Origin of the sequence: Nocardia abscessus (genome assembly GCF_015477775.1) — a bacterium.
GTDB lineage: Bacteria > Actinomycetota > Actinomycetes > Mycobacteriales > Mycobacteriaceae > Nocardia > Nocardia abscessus_A.
Genome location: NZ_JADLQO010000012.1, coordinates 59,208 through 77,365, shown reverse-complemented (window position 1 = coordinate 77,365; position 18,158 = coordinate 59,208). Strand labels below are relative to the sequence as shown.

Below are 18,158 nucleotides of genomic sequence, written 5' to 3'. Positions count from 1 at the left end.
GGGTCGATAGCTGCGGTTTCGCCGAGCGCTGCCGGCTACTCCCAGTATCGGGAATGGGCGATTCCCCGCTGCGCGATACTCGGGGTGTCGCAGTGGCAGGCCGCGTAGGGCCTGATGAAGGTTGTCAGGCGTGAGGTGATGATGGCGGTGTTCGCAGGTCGGCAGCCGACCCGGGTTCGGGTGCCGCGATGAGCCCTGAACGCTGGATAGTGAAGCTCGACCCGCCCGCAGGCGTGCGCCCCGGTTTCATCGGTCTCCTCGAGGCGACGCGGGAGGCGATTCAGACCTCCGCGGATCTGCTGGCGACGGGCTCGCCTTCGCAGGCGCCGGATCTGTTGAAACTGCTGCGCGATGAGAAGCTCGTCACCGGTGACGAGAACAAGTCCGTCATGGCCGATGGTTACTCCGACCGCGCGCAAGAGTTTCGCGACATCAAGGATGAAATCCACAAGCAGGACAACAGCGTCGACCTGTCCGCCTACGGAGCCTACGACACCTCCAGCGGCGCTTTCGCGGCGGTCAAGCAGCACGTCACGGATCTGCAGTCCGCCCTGAGCGAGGCCCCGAAACCGAGCCCCGACAAGGAATTCATCGACCGCGACGTCGAAAGGCGCCTGGCGAACACGGTGCTGAAGACGATCGACAACGTGAACGACGAGATCGAGAAAGCCAACGACAAAGTCCAGACCCACGCGAACAACATCAATGGCTCCACCCCGACGTACAGTCCGGCGTCCGCGGGCAGCAACTACGTGCCCAGCAACTACATGCAGCGCAGCTACTCGCCGGGCCCGAGCTTCGTGCCCGCCGCGACGACCGCCGACTACGCCCGCTACCAGGGCAACGTGTCGGTCGACGCCGCGATCGAGGGCGCGCTGGACGCACTCGGTATCACCGATCCGGTGGCCCGCGAATACTGGAAGCGCGGCTATCAGGTGCTGATCGAACGGGAATCGAACGGAAACCCCAACGCCGTCAACAACTGGGACAGCAACGCCGCCGCGGGGAAGGCATCCAGGGGGCTTACCCAGACCATCCCTGGCACGTTCTCGGCCTATCACGTGGCCGGAACGTCCAACAACATTCACGATCCGGTGGCCAATGTCGCCGCGAGTATGAACTATGTCATGGAACGATACGGCGTCTCCCGAGACGGCCACGACCTGCAGGCGAAGGTCCAGCAGGCCGATCCGAACCGTTCGCCGAAAGGCTACTGAGCGACGATCGCGCGAGGAGATCCGCGTCGCGGCCCGAGCTCTGTCCTGGGCGGTTCGTCCCGTCACCCGGCGACGGCCTCCGACCTGGCTCGTTTGCTCGTCGGGTCGAACGGATTTCGATGACGGGTTATCTTTTCGGTCTGGGCCGGGTCGGTCGTCCGGTTCGGCGGAAGTGGTCGACGGCCGAGGCAGCTATGGCGCGCTGCGTCTGGAACACTCGATCGTCGGAAAGGTTCTTTGCTGATGTTCCGTCGTTTCACGACCCAGGCGCCCACTGGGGCGCCGCCGGTGGATGATCTGGTGGCCGGCGCACTGCCGGATCGGGTGCAGATCGCGCATGAGCGGTTGGCCCACCAGGACGATCCTGCGCTGCTCGAAGCATTGTCGGAGCGTGAGCTCGCCGCCTCCCGTGAGTTGGCCGAGCTCGTGCGCGACTACGAACGCCATGAGAAACGGGCGCGCATCCAGGCGGCCGCCGACGCCGCGGAGCGGGTGCGGCGCACGGCCGCCGAGCTGGCCGAACGCGAGGCCGCCGACCTGCTTCGCGCCGCGCAGGCGATCGGTGAGCAGCGCCACAGCAGTAGCCCGCACGCGAAAGTCGCTCGCCTGCACCAGCGCAAGCCGCGGGTGCTGGGGCTGCTCGCGGGTGTGGTCGCGTTCTCGATGTTGTTCTCCGCGGTCACGGTGCAGCAGAACATCGCGCCGACCGGCGGTGTGGCCAATCCGATGTTCTGGCTGTCCTACGGCCTGGAAGCCCTGATCAGTGCGGTGCTCGTCGCGCTGATGCTGTCCACCGGGGATACCGCCGAGTGGGGTGTGATCGATCGGCTGTGGCAGGTCTACACCGTCGAGGGCGTCCTGTTGACGGCGAGCATCGCGCTGAACACCTTCCCGTACTTTCGAGTAGGCGACCTGGCCGGAATCGGTATCCACGCCATCGCGCCGATCATGATCGGCGTCGCGCTCGTCACCCACCGGCTGGTCGCGGAGCGATACGGGCGCGCGATCGAGCAGGCGACCGCCGCCGTACCGGATCACGAAGATCTCCAGGAGCGACTGGCGGCGCTCACTCAGGTCGGCGGTGCCGGAAACCAGATCCTGCCGAGCATTCTCATGGAGCCGCAGGCGCCCGCTCACCACGAGCCTGCCACCGCGCAGCAGCCTGCCTCGAACGCCGAAGGCGCCGCCGGCTCGGCGCAGCCCGCCGATGCGCCGCCGCACGAACGGACCGCGGCGGTGCAGCCTGCCTCCGAAACCGCCGCGCCTGCCCCCGATCCCGCGCCGGAACTCACAGAGCTGTGGCTGGCCACGACGCCGTTTCCAGTGATCGAGCGGCCCGTCGCCGTTGCCGAGGACGGTGCGCAAGCGCCCGCCGAGGCCACTGCGGACGAGGCCGTTCTGGACGCACGATTGGCGGCGGCGGTGCGCCAGACGCTCGACCGGATTCGGTTCAGCAGGCAGCCGGAGTCGCCCGAGCAGCCGGGGGAGCACCCCACCGCTGCGCTGCCCGAACCGAGCCCGGCCGGATTCGCGGAGACGGCCGACGAGCAGGGGGCGCGCGGGGAGACCGCCGAGGCGCGTCCTGACGTCGCTGAGGCGGTTACCGTACGCGCGGCCGCCGAGGAGCACGCGGTGCGGTCGGAGACCGCAGAGACGCACTCCGAGCCGGATGCCCGTGCGCTGGAGCCGATCGGTGCGGGCGTGGCCCAGCACTACGTGCCCAGCTCGGACGACAACGATCGCCCGGCGCGGATGGAGAAGGTCATACCGGTCGTGGCCGCGGACCTGTCACCGATCGCGCCCCAAACCGACGACACGACCGTTGCGGCAGCGCCGCGCGCGAACGGCGAACCTCAGCTCACTATTCGATAGGCGACTCGGCGTTGTCTCGTGGAGTTCGGCGATCTCAGCCCTGAGCCTGCAGACTCCACGTACGCCCGTCCGGGTCGCGCACCGTCATTTCCTTTGTCCCGTAATGGGTTGCCTCGAAGGGTGTGACCACGTCGAGGTCGCTGTCCGGCGGGAACGCGTCGGCGTCGGTGACGGTCAGGATCAGCTGCGTCCGGGGAGTCCGGTTGTTCGGGATCTCCGCGATGAAGACGTAGGGTCCGTCGCCGTTGCGGAACATGCCGGAGTTGTGGTCGGTGGTGAACTCCGGTTCGTAGCCCAGGGCCAGGAAGAACCGCGCCGTCTTCCCCCAGTTGTGCGTCTCCACGTGCACGCCCTCGATGCCCTTCGTCGTCACAGCGAATCTCCTTCAGTCGCGATCGTTGCCTTGGGTGTCCTCGAGGTAGGCGCGCAACGCCTCCGCCACCAGCGCGGACAAGGACGTGCCCGACTCGATGGCGCGGAATTTCACCTGCTTGATCAGTCCGATCGGCAGGTACACGTTGAACTGCTTCACTTCCTCGTCGCCCACCCGCCGATGCTAGCATGCTAGCAAGCTAGCTGGGTGTGGCCGTTCCCGGTCGACCCGATGGCGGAATGGACGTAGCGTCGAATTCGTGAAAGTTCCCGCACACCTGCCCACCACCGCGGGCGAGCTGCGTTCGGCCGGCTACCTACCGCGTGGCGTGAAGACCGAGATCCGCGAGAACCTGCTCGCCCTGCTGGCTTCCGGCGCCGACCCGTGGCCCGGCATCGTCGGGTTCGAACGGACGGTCGTGCCGCAACTGGAGCGCGCGCTGCTCGCCGGGCACGACGTCGTGCTGCTCGGCGAGCGCGGCCAGGGAAAGACCCGGCTGCTGCGTTCCCTGGTCGGCCTGCTGGACGAGTGGACACCCGTGATCGCGGGCGCCGAACTGGGCGAGCACCCACTCGACCCGATCAGCCCGGCCGGGCGGCGGCTGGCGGACGAACTGGGCGACGATCTGCCCGTCGCGTGGCGGCATCGCTCGCAGCGGTACGCGGAGAAGCTCGCCACGCCGGACACCTCCGTCGGCGACCTGATCGGTGACGTCGATCCGGTCAAGGTGGCCGAGGGGCGCAGTCTCGGCGATCCCGAGACCATCCACTTCGGGTTGGTGCCCCGAGCGCATCGCGGCATCGTGGCCATCAACGAGCTGCCCGACCTCGCCGAACGCATCCAGGTCGCGCTGCTGAACGTCATGGAGGAACGCGACATCCAGGTCCGCGGCTACACGCTGCGCCTGCCGTTGGACGTTCTGCTCGTCGCCACCGCCAACCCGGAGGACTACACCAACCGCGGCCGGATCATCACGCCGCTGAAGGACCGGTTCGGTGCGGAGATCCGCACCCACTACCCGCTCAGCGTCGAGGCCGAAGTGGCTCTGGTCCGTCAGGAGGCCGAACTGGTGGCCGAGGTCGGCGATCCGCTGATCGAGGTGCTCGCTCGTTTCGTGCGGCAGCTGCGCGAGTCGTCGGCGATCGACCAGCGGTCCGGCGTCTCCGCGCGGTTCGCCGTCGCCGCCGCCGAGACGGTGGCCGCGGCGGCGTTGCGCAGGTCGGCCGTCACCGGCGAGCGTCCCGCGGTCGCGCGTCCGGTCGACCTCGAATCCGTGCCCGCGGTGCTGCGCGGCAAGCTGGAGTTCGAGTCCGGCGAGGAGGGCCGTGAACAGGAACACCTCACACACCTGCTGCGCCGCTCGTTCTCCGAGACGGCTCGGGCCTTGCTCGGCGGTCTGAACCTGCGGCCGCTGGCCGAGGCGGTCGGCGACGGGCACCTGGTCACCACCGGTGAACGCGTGCCCGGCGAGGACGTGCTCTCGGCGCTGCCCGAGCTGCCGATCCTGCACGAGGTCGCCGGACGGCTCGGCGTCGACGCGGCCGATCCGCCGCCCCGGATCGCCTCGGCCGTCGAATTCGCGTTGGAGGCGCTCTACCTGGCCCGCCAGATCGCGAAGGACTCCGACGACGGCACGGCGGTGTACGGACGATGACCGCCGCGGTTCCCGGCGAGGCGTCGTGACGACGCCGGACCGCTACTCCTACGGCCCCTACCACGACGGGCCCGACCCCTTGGCGCCTCCGCTGGACCTGCGGGAGGCCCTGGACCGGATCGGCCGCGAGGTGATGGAGGGCAGCTCGCCGCGCAACGCCCTGCAAGAGCTGTTGCGCCGTGGCACCCGCAGCATGCCGGGGCTGGAGGAGCTGACGCGCAAACTGTGGCAGCGCCGCGCGGAGATCTCCCGGCGGCACCGGCTCGACGGCACATTGCAGCAGGTCCGGGAACTGCTGGAACAGGCACTGGAAGCCGAGCGCGGCGCGCTGTTCCCCGACCCCTCCGACGACGCCAGGTTCGCCGAGGCGCAGCTGGACGCGCTGCCGTCGAGCACGGCCGCCGCCGTCACCGAACTAGCCGAGTACCCCTGGCGGTCGGAAACCGGCCGCGAGAACTATCGGAAGATCCGCGACCTGCTCGGCCGCGAGCTGCTCGAATCGCGCTTCCAAGGCATGAAAGAGGCCTTGCGGAACACCACGCCGCAGGACGTCGAGCGGGTCAGGCGGATGATGTCCGACCTGAACGACCTGCTCGCCGCCCACGCGCGCGGCGAGGACACCGAGCAGCGGTTCGCCGAGTTCATGGCCGAGCACGGCGAGTTCTTCCCGGAGAACCCGCGCGACACCGAGGAATTGATCGACGCGCTCGCCGCCCGCGCGGCCGCCGCGCAGCGGATGATGAATTCGATGTCCGAGCAGCAGCGCGCGGAGTTGTCCGAGCTGATCGGCCAGGCGTTCGGCGACCCTGGGATCGCCCAGCAGGTCGCCGCGCTGGATGCGCATCTACGAGCGCTGCGCCCGAGCGAGGACTGGGAGTCCGGACGGCGCTTCCGCGGCGAGGACCCGCTGGGCCTCGGCGCGGGCGCGCAGGCTCTACAGGATCTCGCCGAACTCGACGCACTCGCCGAGCAACTCGGCCAGACCTACGCCGGTGCGCGGCTGGAGGACATCGATCTGGAGGCGTTGGCGCGCCACCTCGGCGCGGAGACAGGCGTGGACGCGGCGCGGCTGGCCGAGCTGGAGCGCGAGTTGCGCAGGCAAGGCATCTTCGAGCGGGCGCAGGACGGCTCGTTGCGGTTGACGCCCAAGGCTTTACGGCGGCTCGGCGAGGTGGCGCTGCGTGACGTCATCGGGCAGTTGCGGTCCCGGCGTGGTGAACGGGACACGGCCCTGGCCGGTGCGGCAGGCGAGCCGACGGGCGGTTCCAGGGCATGGCGATTCGGCGACACCGAGCCGTGGGACGTGTCGCGCACCGTGCGCAATGCCGTGCTGCGGTCGGCGTCGACGGGCAGCCGCCAGGTGACGCTGGACGTGTCCGATGTCGAGATCATGGAGACCGAGCAGCGGTCCAGGGCCGCCGTCGCGCTGTGCGTGGATACGTCCTGGTCGATGGTGCAGGACGGGAGGTGGGTGCCGATGAAGCGCACCGCCCTCGCGCTGCACCACCTGATCGGCACCCGGTTCCGCTCCGACGCGCTGAGCGTGATCACCTTCGGCAGGCACGCCACGACCGTCGGCATCGGTGAACTGACCGCGCTGGAAGGGGTGTGGGAGCAGGGCACCAATCTGCACCACGCGCTGCTGTTGGCGGCGGCGCACCTGCGCAGGCATCCGGACGCGGTGCCCGTCGTGCTCGTCGTCACCGATGGCGAGCCGACGGCGCATCTGGAGCCGGATGGCGAGGCGTACTTCAACTGGCCACCTGAGCAGCGCACGCTGGCCGTGACCATGGCCCAGGTCGATGCCTTGGCGAAACTGGGTGCGTCGGTGACGGTGTTCATGCTCGGTGACGACCCGCGCCTGGCCGCGTTCGTCGACCTGGTGGCCCGTCGCAGCGGTGGCCGCGTGGTGGCGCCGGACCTGGACGGTCTCGGCGCCGCCGTGGTGAGCGACTACCTGCGCGGCAGGCGCTGAAGTTCTCCCGCGCCGCGCGGTGTCTTCGGTGACGGACGGCGGGTCCGCCGCACGAAGCGGATGCGCCGGACGGGGCGGTCGATCGGCTCTACACTGAGCGTGTGGTTCTTCGCCGGCTCGTCGCAGTGTCCTTGTTCGCCTTGGTGACTCCGCTCGGCGTGGCCGCCTGCACAACGGAAGGCCCTGGTACGAAGACCGATTGCACCGTGAGCGGTTGCACGGTGACCTTCGCCCGCGGTGTGGACGCCAGAGCGAGCATCCTGGGTATCGAAGCGAAACTCATTGCCGTGAACGGCAACCTGGTCACCCTGTCGGTGGGCGGTCAGGAGGTCACCGTCCCGGTCGGGGAGACCCAGACCGCCGACGGGAGCACCGTCACGGTGCAAGAGGTCACCGACGACAAGGTCGTGGTCAAGATCTCCACCGGCATCACCGGCGGCTGACCCGTCCGGCATCCGGCGGCGCGGCCGAGTCCGCGTCCGCCCGCATCGGCATGTCGCCGATCTTGTAATTGCTACGAGGTGGCTGTTGGGCGAGCAGGGCCCGCGTGCCGGGTCGCGGCGCCACATCGGGAAACTGCGTGTGCCCGTGTGGTTCCGGCGGCGCATGGCCGTGCGTGAATAGTCGCAGTCGTGTCGTGTAAGTGGCACGGAAGCAGTCGGGTGGCCGTATCGAGGACTTATTGTGGCCGGATCCGGTATGTCACCATGGAAAACCGACGGGTATTGAATACCAAAAGGTATTGAATACCGAAGGGTATTATTCCGCGCTGCCAGGGAAAATAATTTTTACCGGAAATTTCTCCCCGATTTGCTGTACAGCCCGCCGCGCCCGTGTGTAGCGTCTGGAACCCGTAAACCCCTCACATGACAAGTGGTGGCGCGTGATCGGTATCGACGGCTCTCTGAAACGCATCATGGATATTCCGGGTGCGCGCAGTGTGACGCTGGTGGACGGTGCGAGCGGTCTGGCGATCGCCGCAGACGGCAGGCACGACCTCGTGGACGAGCACGAAGACGCCGCGGCCACAACGGATGTGGTGCGCGCGGTGCTCGCCTGTCCGGCGTTGTCCACCGACGGCGACGACGTCACCGAGATCATCGTCTGCGGTACCCGCGGATATCACCTGCTGAACCTGGTGAACGGCGACTTCGACGGACGGCTTTTCGTGCACGTTCTGTTCGACGAGGACACCGGGAATCTGGCGATGGCGCGATACCAGCTCCGCGGAATTCTCGATGAAATGGCCGAGGACGGCGATGAGCCCTGAACTCGCGGTCGAATTGCGGCGGCTGGAGCAGGAAGGACGAACGGGGGTGCTGCACGCGGGCGACGGTGCGTTTCATCTCGCCGAAGGCGCGATCGTTTCCGCCGACTGTAGGCGTACCACCGGGCTGGACCGGCTGGTCGTCGAGGCGGGGGTGGCGACCGCCGAGGACTGGAGGCGCGCCGGGTCGGGTGATCCCGGTCGTGTGCTGGGGCGGCCACGGCTGGAAACGCTCGCGATGCTGTCGGTTTTCGATGCCGCCTACTTCTTGCTGGCCACGCCGGCCGTTCCGGAATTCCGGCCCGCGCCACCGCACTGGCTCGCTCCCGTCTGCCACATCACGCCCCGGGCGCTGGTACAGGAGTGCGCGCGGCGCGGCGATCCGGAGTCCGGGCCGTGGCCCGCGGAACTGGTCGATCGCGTCCCGGTCATCCCGGTCCGGCGGGTGCGGCGACGGCGCGTGATGCTCACCGGGGGTCAGGCCGAGGTGCTGGCCGCCGCCGACGCCCAGCGCAGCGTCGCGGGGATCGGTCGTGAGCTCGGCCGCACCACCTATGGATGTCTGGTCGCGGTGCGGGATCTGACTGCCGCGGGACTGATCGAGCCGCCCGGCGCGACGTCGGCTCCCATGGCGGTCGAGCCCGCGGTGCTCGCGCCGGCGACCGCCGAGCCCGTAGCGATCGCCCGCGCTCCCGCCGAGCCGGGACGGCTTCCGCGACGCCGGGGGCGGCACTCGGCGCCGGTCCCCGTCGCCGATCGTTCGGAGCCGCCGGACCGCGACCTGCTCGTCCGCCTGCAAGCGGCTTTGGAGGAGCTCGCGTGACCGCGCGGAAGAAACTGCTCGGCGATTTGATGGGAAGGTTGACCAAGGTGGCGATGTCCGGACCCGAACCGAACGCGGCGGTGCTCACGGAACTGAAGGCACTGCGTGATCGGGTCCCGCGGCTGACCGGCGCGCTGGTGGCGTCCAACGACGGGCTGCTGGTCGCCCACGATCTGCCTCCGCAGATCGAGCCCAACGGGATGGCCGCGATGGCCGCCTCGCAGCTGTCGCTGTCGCACCGGCTGGCCGGCACCGCGCACGGCGGCGGGTTCAGCGAGGTCGTGGTGCACGGCACCGGCGGGCACGTGGTGATCTACGCGGCGGGCTGGACCTCGCTGACCGTCTTGGCCGCCCCCGAGGTGAACATCGGCAGGCTGCATCTGGAATCCCGCCCGACGGCCCGTGCGATCGCCGACTTGCTGACGCCGGTAGCGACCGACGCGGGAAGCGAACAGGCAACGAAAACCCACTGAAAGGAACAGATATGTCCAATATGGATCTGGCACTCAAAGACATGATGGTGATCGACGGCGCGATCGGCGCCGCCGTGGTCGACTACAACAGCGGCATGGCGCTGGGCATGCTCGGCAGTTCCAAGTCCCTGGATCTCCAGGTCGCGGGTGCGGGCAACACCGAGGTGGTGCGCGCCAAGATGCGCACCATGGACCAGCTCGGTCTCAAGGAGGACATCGAGGACATCCTCATCACGCTGTCCGGCCAGTACCACATCATCCGGCCGATGACCGGCCGCAAGTCCAAGGGCCTGTTCCTCTACCTGGCGCTGGACCGGGGCCGGGCGAACCTGGCGATGGCCCGGCATCGTCTGAAGGGCATCGAGGAGGAACTGGAGGTCTGACCGGCGATCGCGCCGACTTGACCTGAACCTTTGTTCAGGCTCGAGGCTGTTCCCATATCGATACGCATCGAAGGGAATGTGCCATGCCTGACAATCCGATCCAGCTCGCCGTCATCATCGGCAGCACTCGTGCGGGCCGCTTCGGCCCGACCGTCGCGAAATGGTTCGTCGAACACGCCGACCGGCGCGATGACGTCATCGTGGACGTCATCGATCTGGCCGAAACTTCTCTGCCGGAACATCTTTCCCACAGTCCCGAACCCGAGGCGGCGCGGGCGCTGGCAGCGGTCGGCCCCAGACTGGCCGCGGCGGACGCTTTCGTCGTCGTGACACCCGAGTACAACCACAGCTATCCGGCGTCGGTCAAGAACGCCATCGACTGGCATTACACCGAATGGCGGGCCAAGCCGGTGGGATTCGTCTCCTACGGCGGCATCTCCGGCGGCTTGCGTGCCGTGGAGCACCTCAGGCACGTCTTCGCCGAACTGCACGCGGTCACCGTGCGCGACACGGTGAGCTTCCACGATGCCGGGAGGCGATTCGATGCCGCTGGACAGCCGACGGACCCGGAAATGCCGGTCGCGGCCGCCGATCAACTGCTCGGCCAGCTGTTCTGGTGGGGCAGGGCGCTGCGGTCGGCCCGCGCCGAACATCCCTATACCGCGTGACGCTTGCGAGGTTCGGCTCGTCGACGGGGCGCGCTCAGGGGATCAGGCGATAGAAGCGCCAGAAGCCGAAGTCCGCGATCGGAAGCACCTCCGCGCCGGCGAAGCCCGCTTCGTGGGCGTAACGGCGCAGGGTGTCGTGGCGCATGACGGTGCCGGTGGCGGCCGAGCCGGGATGGGCGCGTCCGTCGGGCAGGCAGATCAGCAGGCTGAACCCGTACATCAGCCGGTCGAGGTCGTCGGCGGGCGCCCGGAACTCGGGCGCCACCGCCTCGTCCATGACGACCACCGCGCCGCCGGGACGCAGCGCCCGGCGCATGGCGGCCAGTACCTGGACCGGATAGGGCATGTCGTGCAGGCATTCGAAGGCGAAGATCGCGTCGTAGGTCCGCTCGCCCAAGGCGGACGCGGCATCGGCGCGGTGGAACCGCACCCGATCCGACAGACCGGCCTGCGCGGCGTGGTGGTTCGCCATGGCCACCGACGGGTCGTCGATGTCGTAGCCGTCGACGCTCAGGTCCGGGAAGGCCCTGGCCAGCGCGATGCTGGACCAGCCGCCGCCGAAACCGACGTCGGCGGCCCGCGCGCCCGGCTCCGACAGTGCCGCGGCGATGTCCGGGGCCTCTGCCAGCGCGGCGGCGAGCCGTTGCTCGAACCACGGCCGGTTCATGTCGGACTGCGCTTCGCGCATGTCCGTGCCGAACTCCGACCAACCGACGCCGCCACCGTCCCGATAGGCCCGCAGCAGTGCCGGTGACTGCACCGCCGCGGCGGCCAGCATGCGCGCCAACGGAGCCAGATAGTTCAGGCTGGTGGCGTCGGTGAGCACCTCCGCGGCGCCCTCGGGCAGCTCGAACCGGCGGTCCGGGGTGACGGCGAGGATCCCGGCGGCGGCCTGTTGCTCCAGCCATTCCCGGGCATAGCGTTCGTCGCCGCCCCCGTGGCCGGTCAGTTCGGCGGCGTCGGCGGGACCGTGCTCGGCCAGTGCTCGATACCAGCCCATCCGATCGCCCAGATGGATCGCGAGCATGTCGATGGCGCAGAGGGCCGATGCCACCACGCGATCGGCGAATTGCTCGGCGGTGGGCGCGTCACTGCTCACGTCGCAACCTTCTTTCTGTCGATACCACCTTCGGTTCGAGATCGCCGAGCCGTCTGCGGGCATCAACGGGCGGCACCCGGCACGGAGCGCTGACCCGCACACCGGTTTCGTCCGAGACTCCGGATTCCTCGGTTCGGTAGGGGGGATCCGGCGTACGCTGTGCGGCGACGAAAGGACTCCACGATGCGAAAAATGCTCGCGGCGTTGGTGATCGCCGGTTCGTTCATGGCCGGGGGAACGGCGATCGCCCAGGCGAATCCGCCGTCGCAGCCACCGACTCCGCTGTGCCTGGTGGTGGGCGGAGCCATCTGGGTGGTGCGCAACAGCATCGACCCCTACGGCCTGTCGCAGGAGCCGCTCGCGGTCGCATTGCGTAATGCGCACCGGCAGGTCTGCGGCGGCTAGCCGAACTGCGTCAGGCTCTGCCACTGTTTCTTCCCCCACCTGCGCAATCCCGGGCTGACGAGCAGCGCGGGCAGGAGCAGAACGAGCCCGATCAGGGTCAGGTAGACGACGAGTTCGCTCACGATCTGCACGACCGTGGGGAGGGCGAAGGGAATGGCCAGCACTCCCAGGGCAATCGCCAGTGGATACGCGCCCGCCTGAGCCGCGGTGACGGCGGCGAAGGCCAGTCCGCCGGCCAGAAGTAGACCGACCAGTGCGACCAGGTAGTTGTCCCACCACGCGGTTCCCTTCGGTCGATGTACCTCTCGCATGGGCGGAGCCTAGCGCCGCGCTCCCGGCGAGAGGGGCAAATTGTCGGCATCCGGTTCGATCGTCGGCACGACGGCCGCACGCGGCTTGCCGTCGCGGGTGTTGAGCCATGCTCCGGCGAACATCAGTGCGGCGCCGAGCGCTTGGACCGGCGCGATGGATTCGCCGAGCAGCACCCACGCGCAGGCGAGGCCGAAGGCGGGAACCAGGAACATGGCGGAGGCGGCGGTCGCCGGGCCGACCTCGCCGACCGCGCGATAGTAGAGGACGTACGCGAGCGCGGTCGGCAGGACGCCGAGATATGCCTGGTTGAGCCAGAACCCGGGGCCGAGCTCGGACCACGCCACGCCGGACAGGTGCGGCAGCGCGACCACGCCCAGTGCCAAAGCGCCGGTGGCCGTGGCATATACGGTGACGGCCGGGGCCGCGAGGCGGGCCAGGACCGGAGCGCCGAACATGGTGTAGCACGCCCAGCACGCGGCCGCGGCGAGGAAGAGGAGGTCACCGAGCAGCCGGTGAGCGCCGCCGGACGGAATACCGAGAAAGAAGACGGCGCCGCCGCAGACCGCCACGGCGATCCCGACGGCGCGCGCCAGCGGCAGCCGGGTGCGCGTCAGCACGGCCGTGACGGCGACGGTGATGACCGGCGCGGCCATCGGCACGATCACACTGCCGTCCGCGGCGGGCGCCATGGCCAGTCCGAAAAAGAAAAGGAAGTTGTAGCCGAAGACGCCGATCAGGCCGAGCGCCGCCACACGCCCGAAGTCCCGTACCGCGATCCTGGGCATACGCAGGGCGACCAGCAGAACGACGGCGCCGAGGAAGAAGCGCAGGAATCCCGCCACCTCGTGCGGGATCTCCTGGATCGCGAGTTTCGAGCACGCGAAGGCGCTGCCCCACAACGCCACGACCACAACGAGCAACAATCGGATACGCACGGATCCGATCCTGCGGAGCCATCGCCCCGCGGTATTGAACGCTGGTGCGCGGCGCACAATGGGACGGTGGCCGACGGTGAGTGGGTGCGGTACCGGCGAATGCCGAACCGCCCGGTGGAACTGATGCACGCGCACTTCGAGCGGCACGTCTATCACTCGCACAGCCACGAGACCTACTCGTTCGGCTTCACCGAGTTCGGCGCGCAGAGCTTCGATTGCCGCGGTGCAGCGCGGACCAGCGCGGCGGGCATGGTGATGGCGTTCAACCCGGACGAGCCGCACAACGGCCACAGCACAACCGAGCAGGGCTTCACCTACTCGATCGTGCACATAGGCACCGAGCTGGTCACCGACCTGCTGTCCGATCAGGCGGGCCGTCCGACCGGGCTGCCGCTGTTCGCCGACCCGGTGCTGCGCGATCCGGTGCTCACCTCGGCGCTACGCCGCCTCTGCGCGAGCCTGACCGGCCCGGCCACCGAACTCGCCGCCGACGAAGCGCTGGCCGCTTCGGTCGCGGCGCTGGTGCAGCGGGGGGCACGGCGGCCGCAGGTTCGCTCGACGGCCCGGCCGGACGCGGCCGTCGCACGTCGCGTGCGCGCCGTCCTCGACGACCGCTATCTCGACCCGCTCTCCATGGACGACCTGGTCGAGGCGAGCGGCGCGAGCCGGTTCGCGCTGTACCGCGCCTTCCGGGCGAATTACGGCCTCGCGCCGAGCGATTACCAGCGTCTACTGCGTTTGCGCGCGGCCAGGCGCCTGATCGCGGCGGGCCGTCCGGTCGCCGAAGCGGCCACCGCCGCCGGTTTCGCCGACCAAGCCCACCTCACCCGGTGGTTTCGACGTTGCTACGCCATCACCCCCGGCGTGTACGCCGCGGCGTGACCGTTCGATCCGGCCTCACTCCAGCCCCTGCGGGCGGGGCCATGGGTTGTCCTCTCGGTCTTCGACCGACTGGTTGAAGCGCGCGATGAGCCTGCTGAACTGATCGACGTCGGCGTCGCTCCATTCGGCTACCACCGCGCCGATACCCAGGCGGCTCTGCACGCGGTCTGCGGCCAGGAAGTCCAATCCCTTGGCGCTGGCGCGGATCTTGCGGGCGATGCCGCCGTCGGGGTCGGGCACCCGGTCGACCAATCCCTGTTTGAGCATGGCCCCGACCTGACGGTTGATCGTGGAAATGTCCAATCGGAACGCTTCGGACAGCTCGCGCAGGCTCAGCGGGTGGTCAAGTTCGAGCCTGGTCAGGATCAGATATGCCGAGCGGTCCAGCCGGAAGCCGGGACGGCGTAGCAGGGCGGCGGGGAAGTGCCTGGACAGCAGCGAGAGTTCGAAGGCGAGACGGGTCAGCGCTGCGCTGTCGCCTGAGCCGAAATCGGACATGCCCCACTATGTCGCGCGCATCACGCCGAGATCAAATTGTGCACCATACACATGATATGTACCGTGCATATGTGACTGTATCTGCCGACGCGTCCTCGACCGTCTCCGGTTCCGGCGATCGGCGCGGTCCAGCGCCGGCACTGCTCATCGCGACGCTCGGCATGGTCGGTGTCGTCGTCTCGCTGATGCAGACGCTCGTCATTCCGATCATTCCGTCGCTGCCCGCCCTGTTGCACACCTCGGCATCCAATGCCTCCTGGGTCGTCACGGCCACACTGCTGGCGGGTGCGGTGGCGACCCCGATCAGTGGCCGGCTCGGCGACATGTTCGGCAAGCGCCGCGTCTTGTTCGCGAATCTGCTTCTGCTGGTGGCCGGTTCGGTGGTCTGCGCGTCGTTCTCCACCCTGCTGCCCGAGATCGTGGGCCGCTCCCTCCAAGGCGCGGCGGTCGGGGCCATTCCGCTGGGCATCAGCATCATGCGGGACGAATTACCCGCCGAGCGGGTCGGTTCCGCGATGGCGATCATGAGCGCCACGCTCGGCGTCGGCGGCGCGATCGGCCTGCCGGTCGCGGCGGCCATCGCGCAGAACGCGGACTGGCATGTGCTGTTCTGGACTTCGGCCGGACTCGGCGTCCTCTGCGCCGCACTGGTCTTCGCGTTCGTGCCGGAGTCGCCGGTGCGGACGCCCGCCCGGTTCGATTTCGGCGGCGCGATCGGGCTGTCGGTCGCGCTGCTCGCGCTGCTGGTCGCGATAACCAAGGGCGCGGACTGGGGCTGGGCCAGCGCGCCGATCCTGATCCTGTTCGCCGTTTCGGTGGTGGTGTTCCTCGGCTGGGGCGCTTTCGAACTGCGTCAACGCTCGCCGCTGGTGGACCTGCGGGTATCGGCGCGCCCGAGGGTGCTGTTCACCAACGTCGCCTCGATCGCCGTCGGGTTCTCCCTCTACGGCATGTCGCTGACCTTCCCGCAGTTGCTGATGGCGCCGGAGCAGACCGGATACGGCTTCGGGCTGTCCATGGTCAGCGCGGGATTGGCGCTGGCCCCGACCGGTTTCGTGATGATGCTGCTCTCCCCGGTGTCGGCGCGGCTGTCGGCGAGCCGGGGACCGAAGGTCACCCTCGCGCTCGGGTCGTCGGTGATCGCCGTCGGCTACCTGTGCGCGGTGGTCCTGATGAACAGCGTCTGGGAGATCATGCTCGCCTCGGTGATCGTCGCGGGCGGCGTCGGTCTGGCGTACGCGGCGATGCCCGCGCTGATCATGGGCGCGGTGCCGATCACCGAGACCGCGGCGGCCAACGGCTTGAACTCGCTGATGCGCTCGATCGGCACCTCGACCTCGGCGGCGGTGATGAGCGTGGTGCTGGCGCACATGACCATCCAGTTCGGCCCGCACCTGCTGCCCTCGCGCGACGGGTTCCACACCACCTTCCTCATCGCGATGGCGGCGGCGCTGGTCGCGATCGCCCTGACCGCGCTGATCCCGATGCGGAAGACGGCCGACGCGGCGACCACTACCGGGCATTCCTGACCTCGTCCGGGATTCAGGCGTCCGGGACGGCAGCGGTGTACCGGCGGCCGAGGGTGCGGATGTGGGCGACGAGTTCCGGCGGGCCGTCGACGCGGAAGTCCATCATCAGCATGGACAGGTAGATGGCGATCGTCTCCAGCGCGTCCGCGCCCGTGTAGAGGACGCAGGTGTCCGCGTTCACTGCCTCGACCACGCCGACGGCGGGGTTGATCCGGGCGACAACGGTTTCGGCGGGCGCGAGCACGGTGACCCGAGCCTGCACCTTCCACCCCGTGGTGGCGATGTGGCGCATGACGAAAGCGACCAGGTCGTGGTCGGGGAGTGAGCGGGCGGCGAAACGGCGGGAATTCGGCTCGGCGCGAAGGACCCCGGCCAGCGCGATCGCGCGCCAGGAGTGGTTTTCCAAGCTGTAGGCGACCAGATACCAGCGGCGCTGCCAGTTGATCAACCGGTACGGCTCGATCTCGACGGAGGATCCGCTTCCGGCTTCCGCGATCCGGACCGTCGCGCCGTCGCGGATGGCGCCGGCCAGGGTGGTGAGCACCGCGGCGGGCACCGGCGCGTCCGGCTCCCGCGATCCGGTCGTGGCCGGGCCGATCGCCGTCGCCTCGCGCAGTGCGGACACCTTGCGCTGCAAGCGTTTCGGCAGGATCTGATCCAGTTTGCCCAGGGCTTTCGTGACGTGCTCCGCGATGTCCGCGATGCCGGTGGAGCCGTCTTCGGCGAGCCCGACCGCGACCGCGACGGCCACCGCCTCGTCGTCGTCGAGCAGCAGGGGCGGCATGGTCGTGCCGCGGCCGAGCCGGTAGCCGCCGATCGCGCCGCGTGTGGCGTGCACCGGGTAGCCCAGCTCGCGCAGACGCTGGATGTCGTGGCGCAGTGTGCGATCGGTGACGCCGAGGCGCTCGGCGAGCTCGCGCCCGGTGTACGCGCGGTCTTGGAGCAGCGCCAGCAACCGCAGCAGACGCGTCGTGGTCGAGGCCACTTTTTCTCCTCGCACTATTAGGAACAGAAATAACCTAATTGCCGCATAGGCTGGTGTCAGCAGCAAGAACGAAGCGAAAGGCTCTGACATGAACGCCACCTCCACCGCCCTGCAGACCGTCTGGCGCGATGTGCTCACCGACTCCTACCGCGCCCTGGAGACCGTGGTCGCGGGCGTCGGCGCGGACCAGTGGCACCTGCCCACCCCGTGCTCGGAATGGGATGTGACGCAGGTCGTTCAGCACGCGGCGGGTGATCAGCTGGCCTTCGCGAAGTTCCTCGGCATCGGCGACGGGCCGGCGTACAACCCGTTCGCCCCCTCGGGTGCGATCGACGGGACCGCGTCGGACCTGGTGCGCGAGGCGGTCGAGCAGACCTCCGTCGCCTGGGCGACGGTCGACGACGCCACCGGGACCGTGCCGACGCCGCTGCCGCACGGCGCGCTCGCCACCCCGGTCGCCGCGGTCATGTGCGCGCTGGACGCCGCGGTACACGCTTGGGACATCGCGGTCGCCACCGGCCAGCCCTCGCCGCTGACCGACGAACTGGCCGGTCATCTGCTCACCGCGGCCCGCGCGATCCATCCGGCGCCGGGGAGCGGCGAGGCGGCCGAGATCGTAGAACCGTTGCGCCAGTGGGGCGCGTACGCCGCGATCGTGGACGGCCCGGCCGACAGCACCGCCGTCGCGGCCCTGCTGCGCTACCTCGGCCGCGAGCCGCGCGCCTGAGCGCCGGTAGGCGGTTTGCCGGTCGCCCGCCCGGTGCGGCGACCGGCAACCTGTCGGTCACACGGTAACCCGAACAGCGAC

Annotated in this window: 21 protein-coding genes; 14 read left to right on the top strand and 7 right to left on the bottom strand. The window is 69.1% G+C overall.

The window, feature by feature from the left end:
- Nucleotides 1–188 precede the first annotated feature (188 nt).
- Entirely contained in the window at nucleotides 189–1,217 is a 1,029-nt protein-coding gene (locus IU450_RS40070; protein WP_228835169.1) for a transglycosylase SLT domain-containing protein, read from the top strand.
- A gap of 243 nt (nucleotides 1,218–1,460) precedes the next feature.
- Nucleotides 1,461–3,089, top strand: a complete 1,629-nt coding sequence (locus IU450_RS26790) for a hypothetical protein (protein ID WP_195152513.1) — start codon at nucleotides 1,461–1,463, stop codon at nucleotides 3,087–3,089.
- A 34-nt stretch (nucleotides 3,090–3,123) separates the two neighbouring features.
- Here IU450_RS26790 and IU450_RS26785 read toward each other — a convergent pair whose 3' ends face one another.
- Complete coding sequence (locus tag IU450_RS26785; RefSeq protein ID WP_195152512.1) at nucleotides 3,124–3,462, bottom strand: VOC family protein; 339 nt, start codon at nucleotides 3,460–3,462, stop codon at nucleotides 3,124–3,126.
- Nucleotides 3,463–3,474: 12 nt separating this feature from the next.
- Nucleotides 3,475–3,636, bottom strand: a complete 162-nt coding sequence (locus IU450_RS26780) for a CopG family transcriptional regulator (protein ID WP_195152511.1) — start codon at nucleotides 3,634–3,636, stop codon at nucleotides 3,475–3,477.
- 85 nt (nucleotides 3,637–3,721) lie between these two features.
- On the opposite strand from IU450_RS26780, the gene IU450_RS26775 reads away from it, so the two are divergent.
- The 8 genes from IU450_RS26775 to IU450_RS26740 all read left to right on the top strand — a co-directional run bounded on the left by IU450_RS26775 (nucleotide 3,722) and on the right by IU450_RS26740 (nucleotide 10,705).
- Nucleotides 3,722–5,116 carry an ATP-binding protein gene (locus tag IU450_RS26775; RefSeq protein WP_195152510.1) on the top strand — a complete coding sequence of 465 codons (1,395 nt, stop codon included), beginning with the start codon at nucleotides 3,722–3,724 and terminating at the stop codon, nucleotides 5,114–5,116.
- A gap of 25 nt (nucleotides 5,117–5,141) precedes the next feature.
- On the top strand, nucleotides 5,142–7,091 hold the full coding sequence (locus tag IU450_RS26770; protein ID WP_195152509.1) for a VWA domain-containing protein: 1,950 nt from the start codon (nucleotides 5,142–5,144) through the stop codon (nucleotides 7,089–7,091).
- Nucleotides 7,092–7,192: 101 nt separating this feature from the next.
- The gene (locus tag IU450_RS26765) at nucleotides 7,193–7,534 is read left to right on the top strand and encodes a hypothetical protein (RefSeq protein ID WP_195033452.1); all 342 of its coding nucleotides are present in this window, start codon (nucleotides 7,193–7,195) and stop codon (nucleotides 7,532–7,534) included.
- A 473-nt stretch (nucleotides 7,535–8,007) separates the two neighbouring features.
- Nucleotides 8,008–8,361, top strand: coding sequence for a hypothetical protein (locus IU450_RS26760; RefSeq protein WP_220135733.1), 354 nt, complete (start codon nucleotides 8,008–8,010; stop codon nucleotides 8,359–8,361).
- Entirely contained in the window at nucleotides 8,351–9,181 is an 831-nt protein-coding gene (locus tag IU450_RS26755; protein WP_195152508.1) for a hypothetical protein, read from the top strand. The genes IU450_RS26760 and IU450_RS26755 overlap by 11 nt, the downstream gene beginning before the upstream one ends.
- Nucleotides 9,178–9,654 (top strand): roadblock/LC7 domain-containing protein, encoded by a 477-nt coding sequence (locus tag IU450_RS26750; RefSeq protein ID WP_324197840.1) that lies wholly within the window; start codon nucleotides 9,178–9,180, stop codon nucleotides 9,652–9,654. The genes IU450_RS26755 and IU450_RS26750 overlap by 4 nt, the downstream gene beginning before the upstream one ends.
- An 11-nt stretch (nucleotides 9,655–9,665) precedes the next feature.
- The gene (locus tag IU450_RS26745; protein ID WP_174186256.1) at nucleotides 9,666–10,037 is read left to right on the top strand and encodes a hypothetical protein; all 372 of its coding nucleotides are present in this window, start codon (nucleotides 9,666–9,668) and stop codon (nucleotides 10,035–10,037) included.
- An 83-nt stretch (nucleotides 10,038–10,120) separates the two neighbouring features.
- Complete coding sequence (locus IU450_RS26740; RefSeq protein WP_195152507.1) at nucleotides 10,121–10,705, top strand: NADPH-dependent FMN reductase; 585 nt, start codon at nucleotides 10,121–10,123, stop codon at nucleotides 10,703–10,705.
- A gap of 34 nt (nucleotides 10,706–10,739) precedes the next feature.
- Here the strand turns inward: IU450_RS26740 and IU450_RS26735 are convergent, their stop codons facing one another.
- Complete coding sequence (locus tag IU450_RS26735; RefSeq protein ID WP_324197839.1) at nucleotides 10,740–11,804, bottom strand: class I SAM-dependent methyltransferase; 1,065 nt, start codon at nucleotides 11,802–11,804, stop codon at nucleotides 10,740–10,742.
- Nucleotides 11,805–11,987: 183 nt separating this feature from the next.
- On the opposite strand from IU450_RS26735, the gene IU450_RS26730 reads away from it, so the two are divergent.
- Nucleotides 11,988–12,209 (top strand): hypothetical protein, encoded by a 222-nt coding sequence (locus tag IU450_RS26730; protein WP_043697454.1) that lies wholly within the window; start codon nucleotides 11,988–11,990, stop codon nucleotides 12,207–12,209.
- Here the strand turns inward: IU450_RS26730 and IU450_RS26725 are convergent.
- Nucleotides 12,206–12,520, bottom strand: a complete 315-nt coding sequence (locus IU450_RS26725) for a hypothetical protein (protein ID WP_195152505.1) — start codon at nucleotides 12,518–12,520, stop codon at nucleotides 12,206–12,208. The two genes, IU450_RS26730 and IU450_RS26725, sit on opposite strands and share 4 nt — an antisense overlap.
- Nucleotides 12,521–12,529: 9 nt before the next feature.
- Nucleotides 12,530–13,456: a DMT family transporter gene (locus IU450_RS26720; protein WP_195152504.1), complete on the bottom strand. Its 927-nt coding sequence runs from the start codon at nucleotides 13,454–13,456 to the stop codon at nucleotides 12,530–12,532.
- 66 nt (nucleotides 13,457–13,522) lie between these two features.
- Between IU450_RS26720 and IU450_RS26715 the strand changes: the two genes are divergently transcribed.
- The gene (locus tag IU450_RS26715; protein WP_324197838.1) at nucleotides 13,523–14,338 is read left to right on the top strand and encodes an AraC family ligand binding domain-containing protein; all 816 of its coding nucleotides are present in this window, start codon (nucleotides 13,523–13,525) and stop codon (nucleotides 14,336–14,338) included.
- Nucleotides 14,339–14,353: 15 nt separating this feature from the next.
- On the opposite strand, the gene IU450_RS26710 is transcribed toward IU450_RS26715, so the two are convergent.
- The gene (locus tag IU450_RS26710) at nucleotides 14,354–14,836 is read right to left on the bottom strand and encodes a MarR family winged helix-turn-helix transcriptional regulator (protein WP_195152503.1); all 483 of its coding nucleotides are present in this window, start codon (nucleotides 14,834–14,836) and stop codon (nucleotides 14,354–14,356) included.
- 71 nt (nucleotides 14,837–14,907) lie between these two features.
- On the opposite strand from IU450_RS26710, the gene IU450_RS26705 reads away from it, so the two are divergent.
- Entirely contained in the window at nucleotides 14,908–16,365 is a 1,458-nt protein-coding gene (locus IU450_RS26705; RefSeq protein ID WP_324197837.1) for an MFS transporter, read from the top strand.
- A 13-nt stretch (nucleotides 16,366–16,378) separates the two neighbouring features.
- Here IU450_RS26705 and IU450_RS26700 read toward each other — a convergent pair whose 3' ends face one another.
- Nucleotides 16,379–17,350 (bottom strand): helix-turn-helix transcriptional regulator, encoded by a 972-nt coding sequence (locus tag IU450_RS26700; protein ID WP_195152501.1) that lies wholly within the window; start codon nucleotides 17,348–17,350, stop codon nucleotides 16,379–16,381.
- A gap of 88 nt (nucleotides 17,351–17,438) precedes the next feature.
- Here IU450_RS26700 and IU450_RS26695 point away from each other — a divergent pair, with 88 nt between their 5' ends.
- A complete protein-coding gene (locus tag IU450_RS26695) occupies nucleotides 17,439–18,077 on the top strand; it encodes a TIGR03086 family metal-binding protein (RefSeq protein WP_195152500.1) in 639 nt (212 codons plus the stop codon).
- Nucleotides 18,078–18,158: the final 81 nt, after the last annotated feature.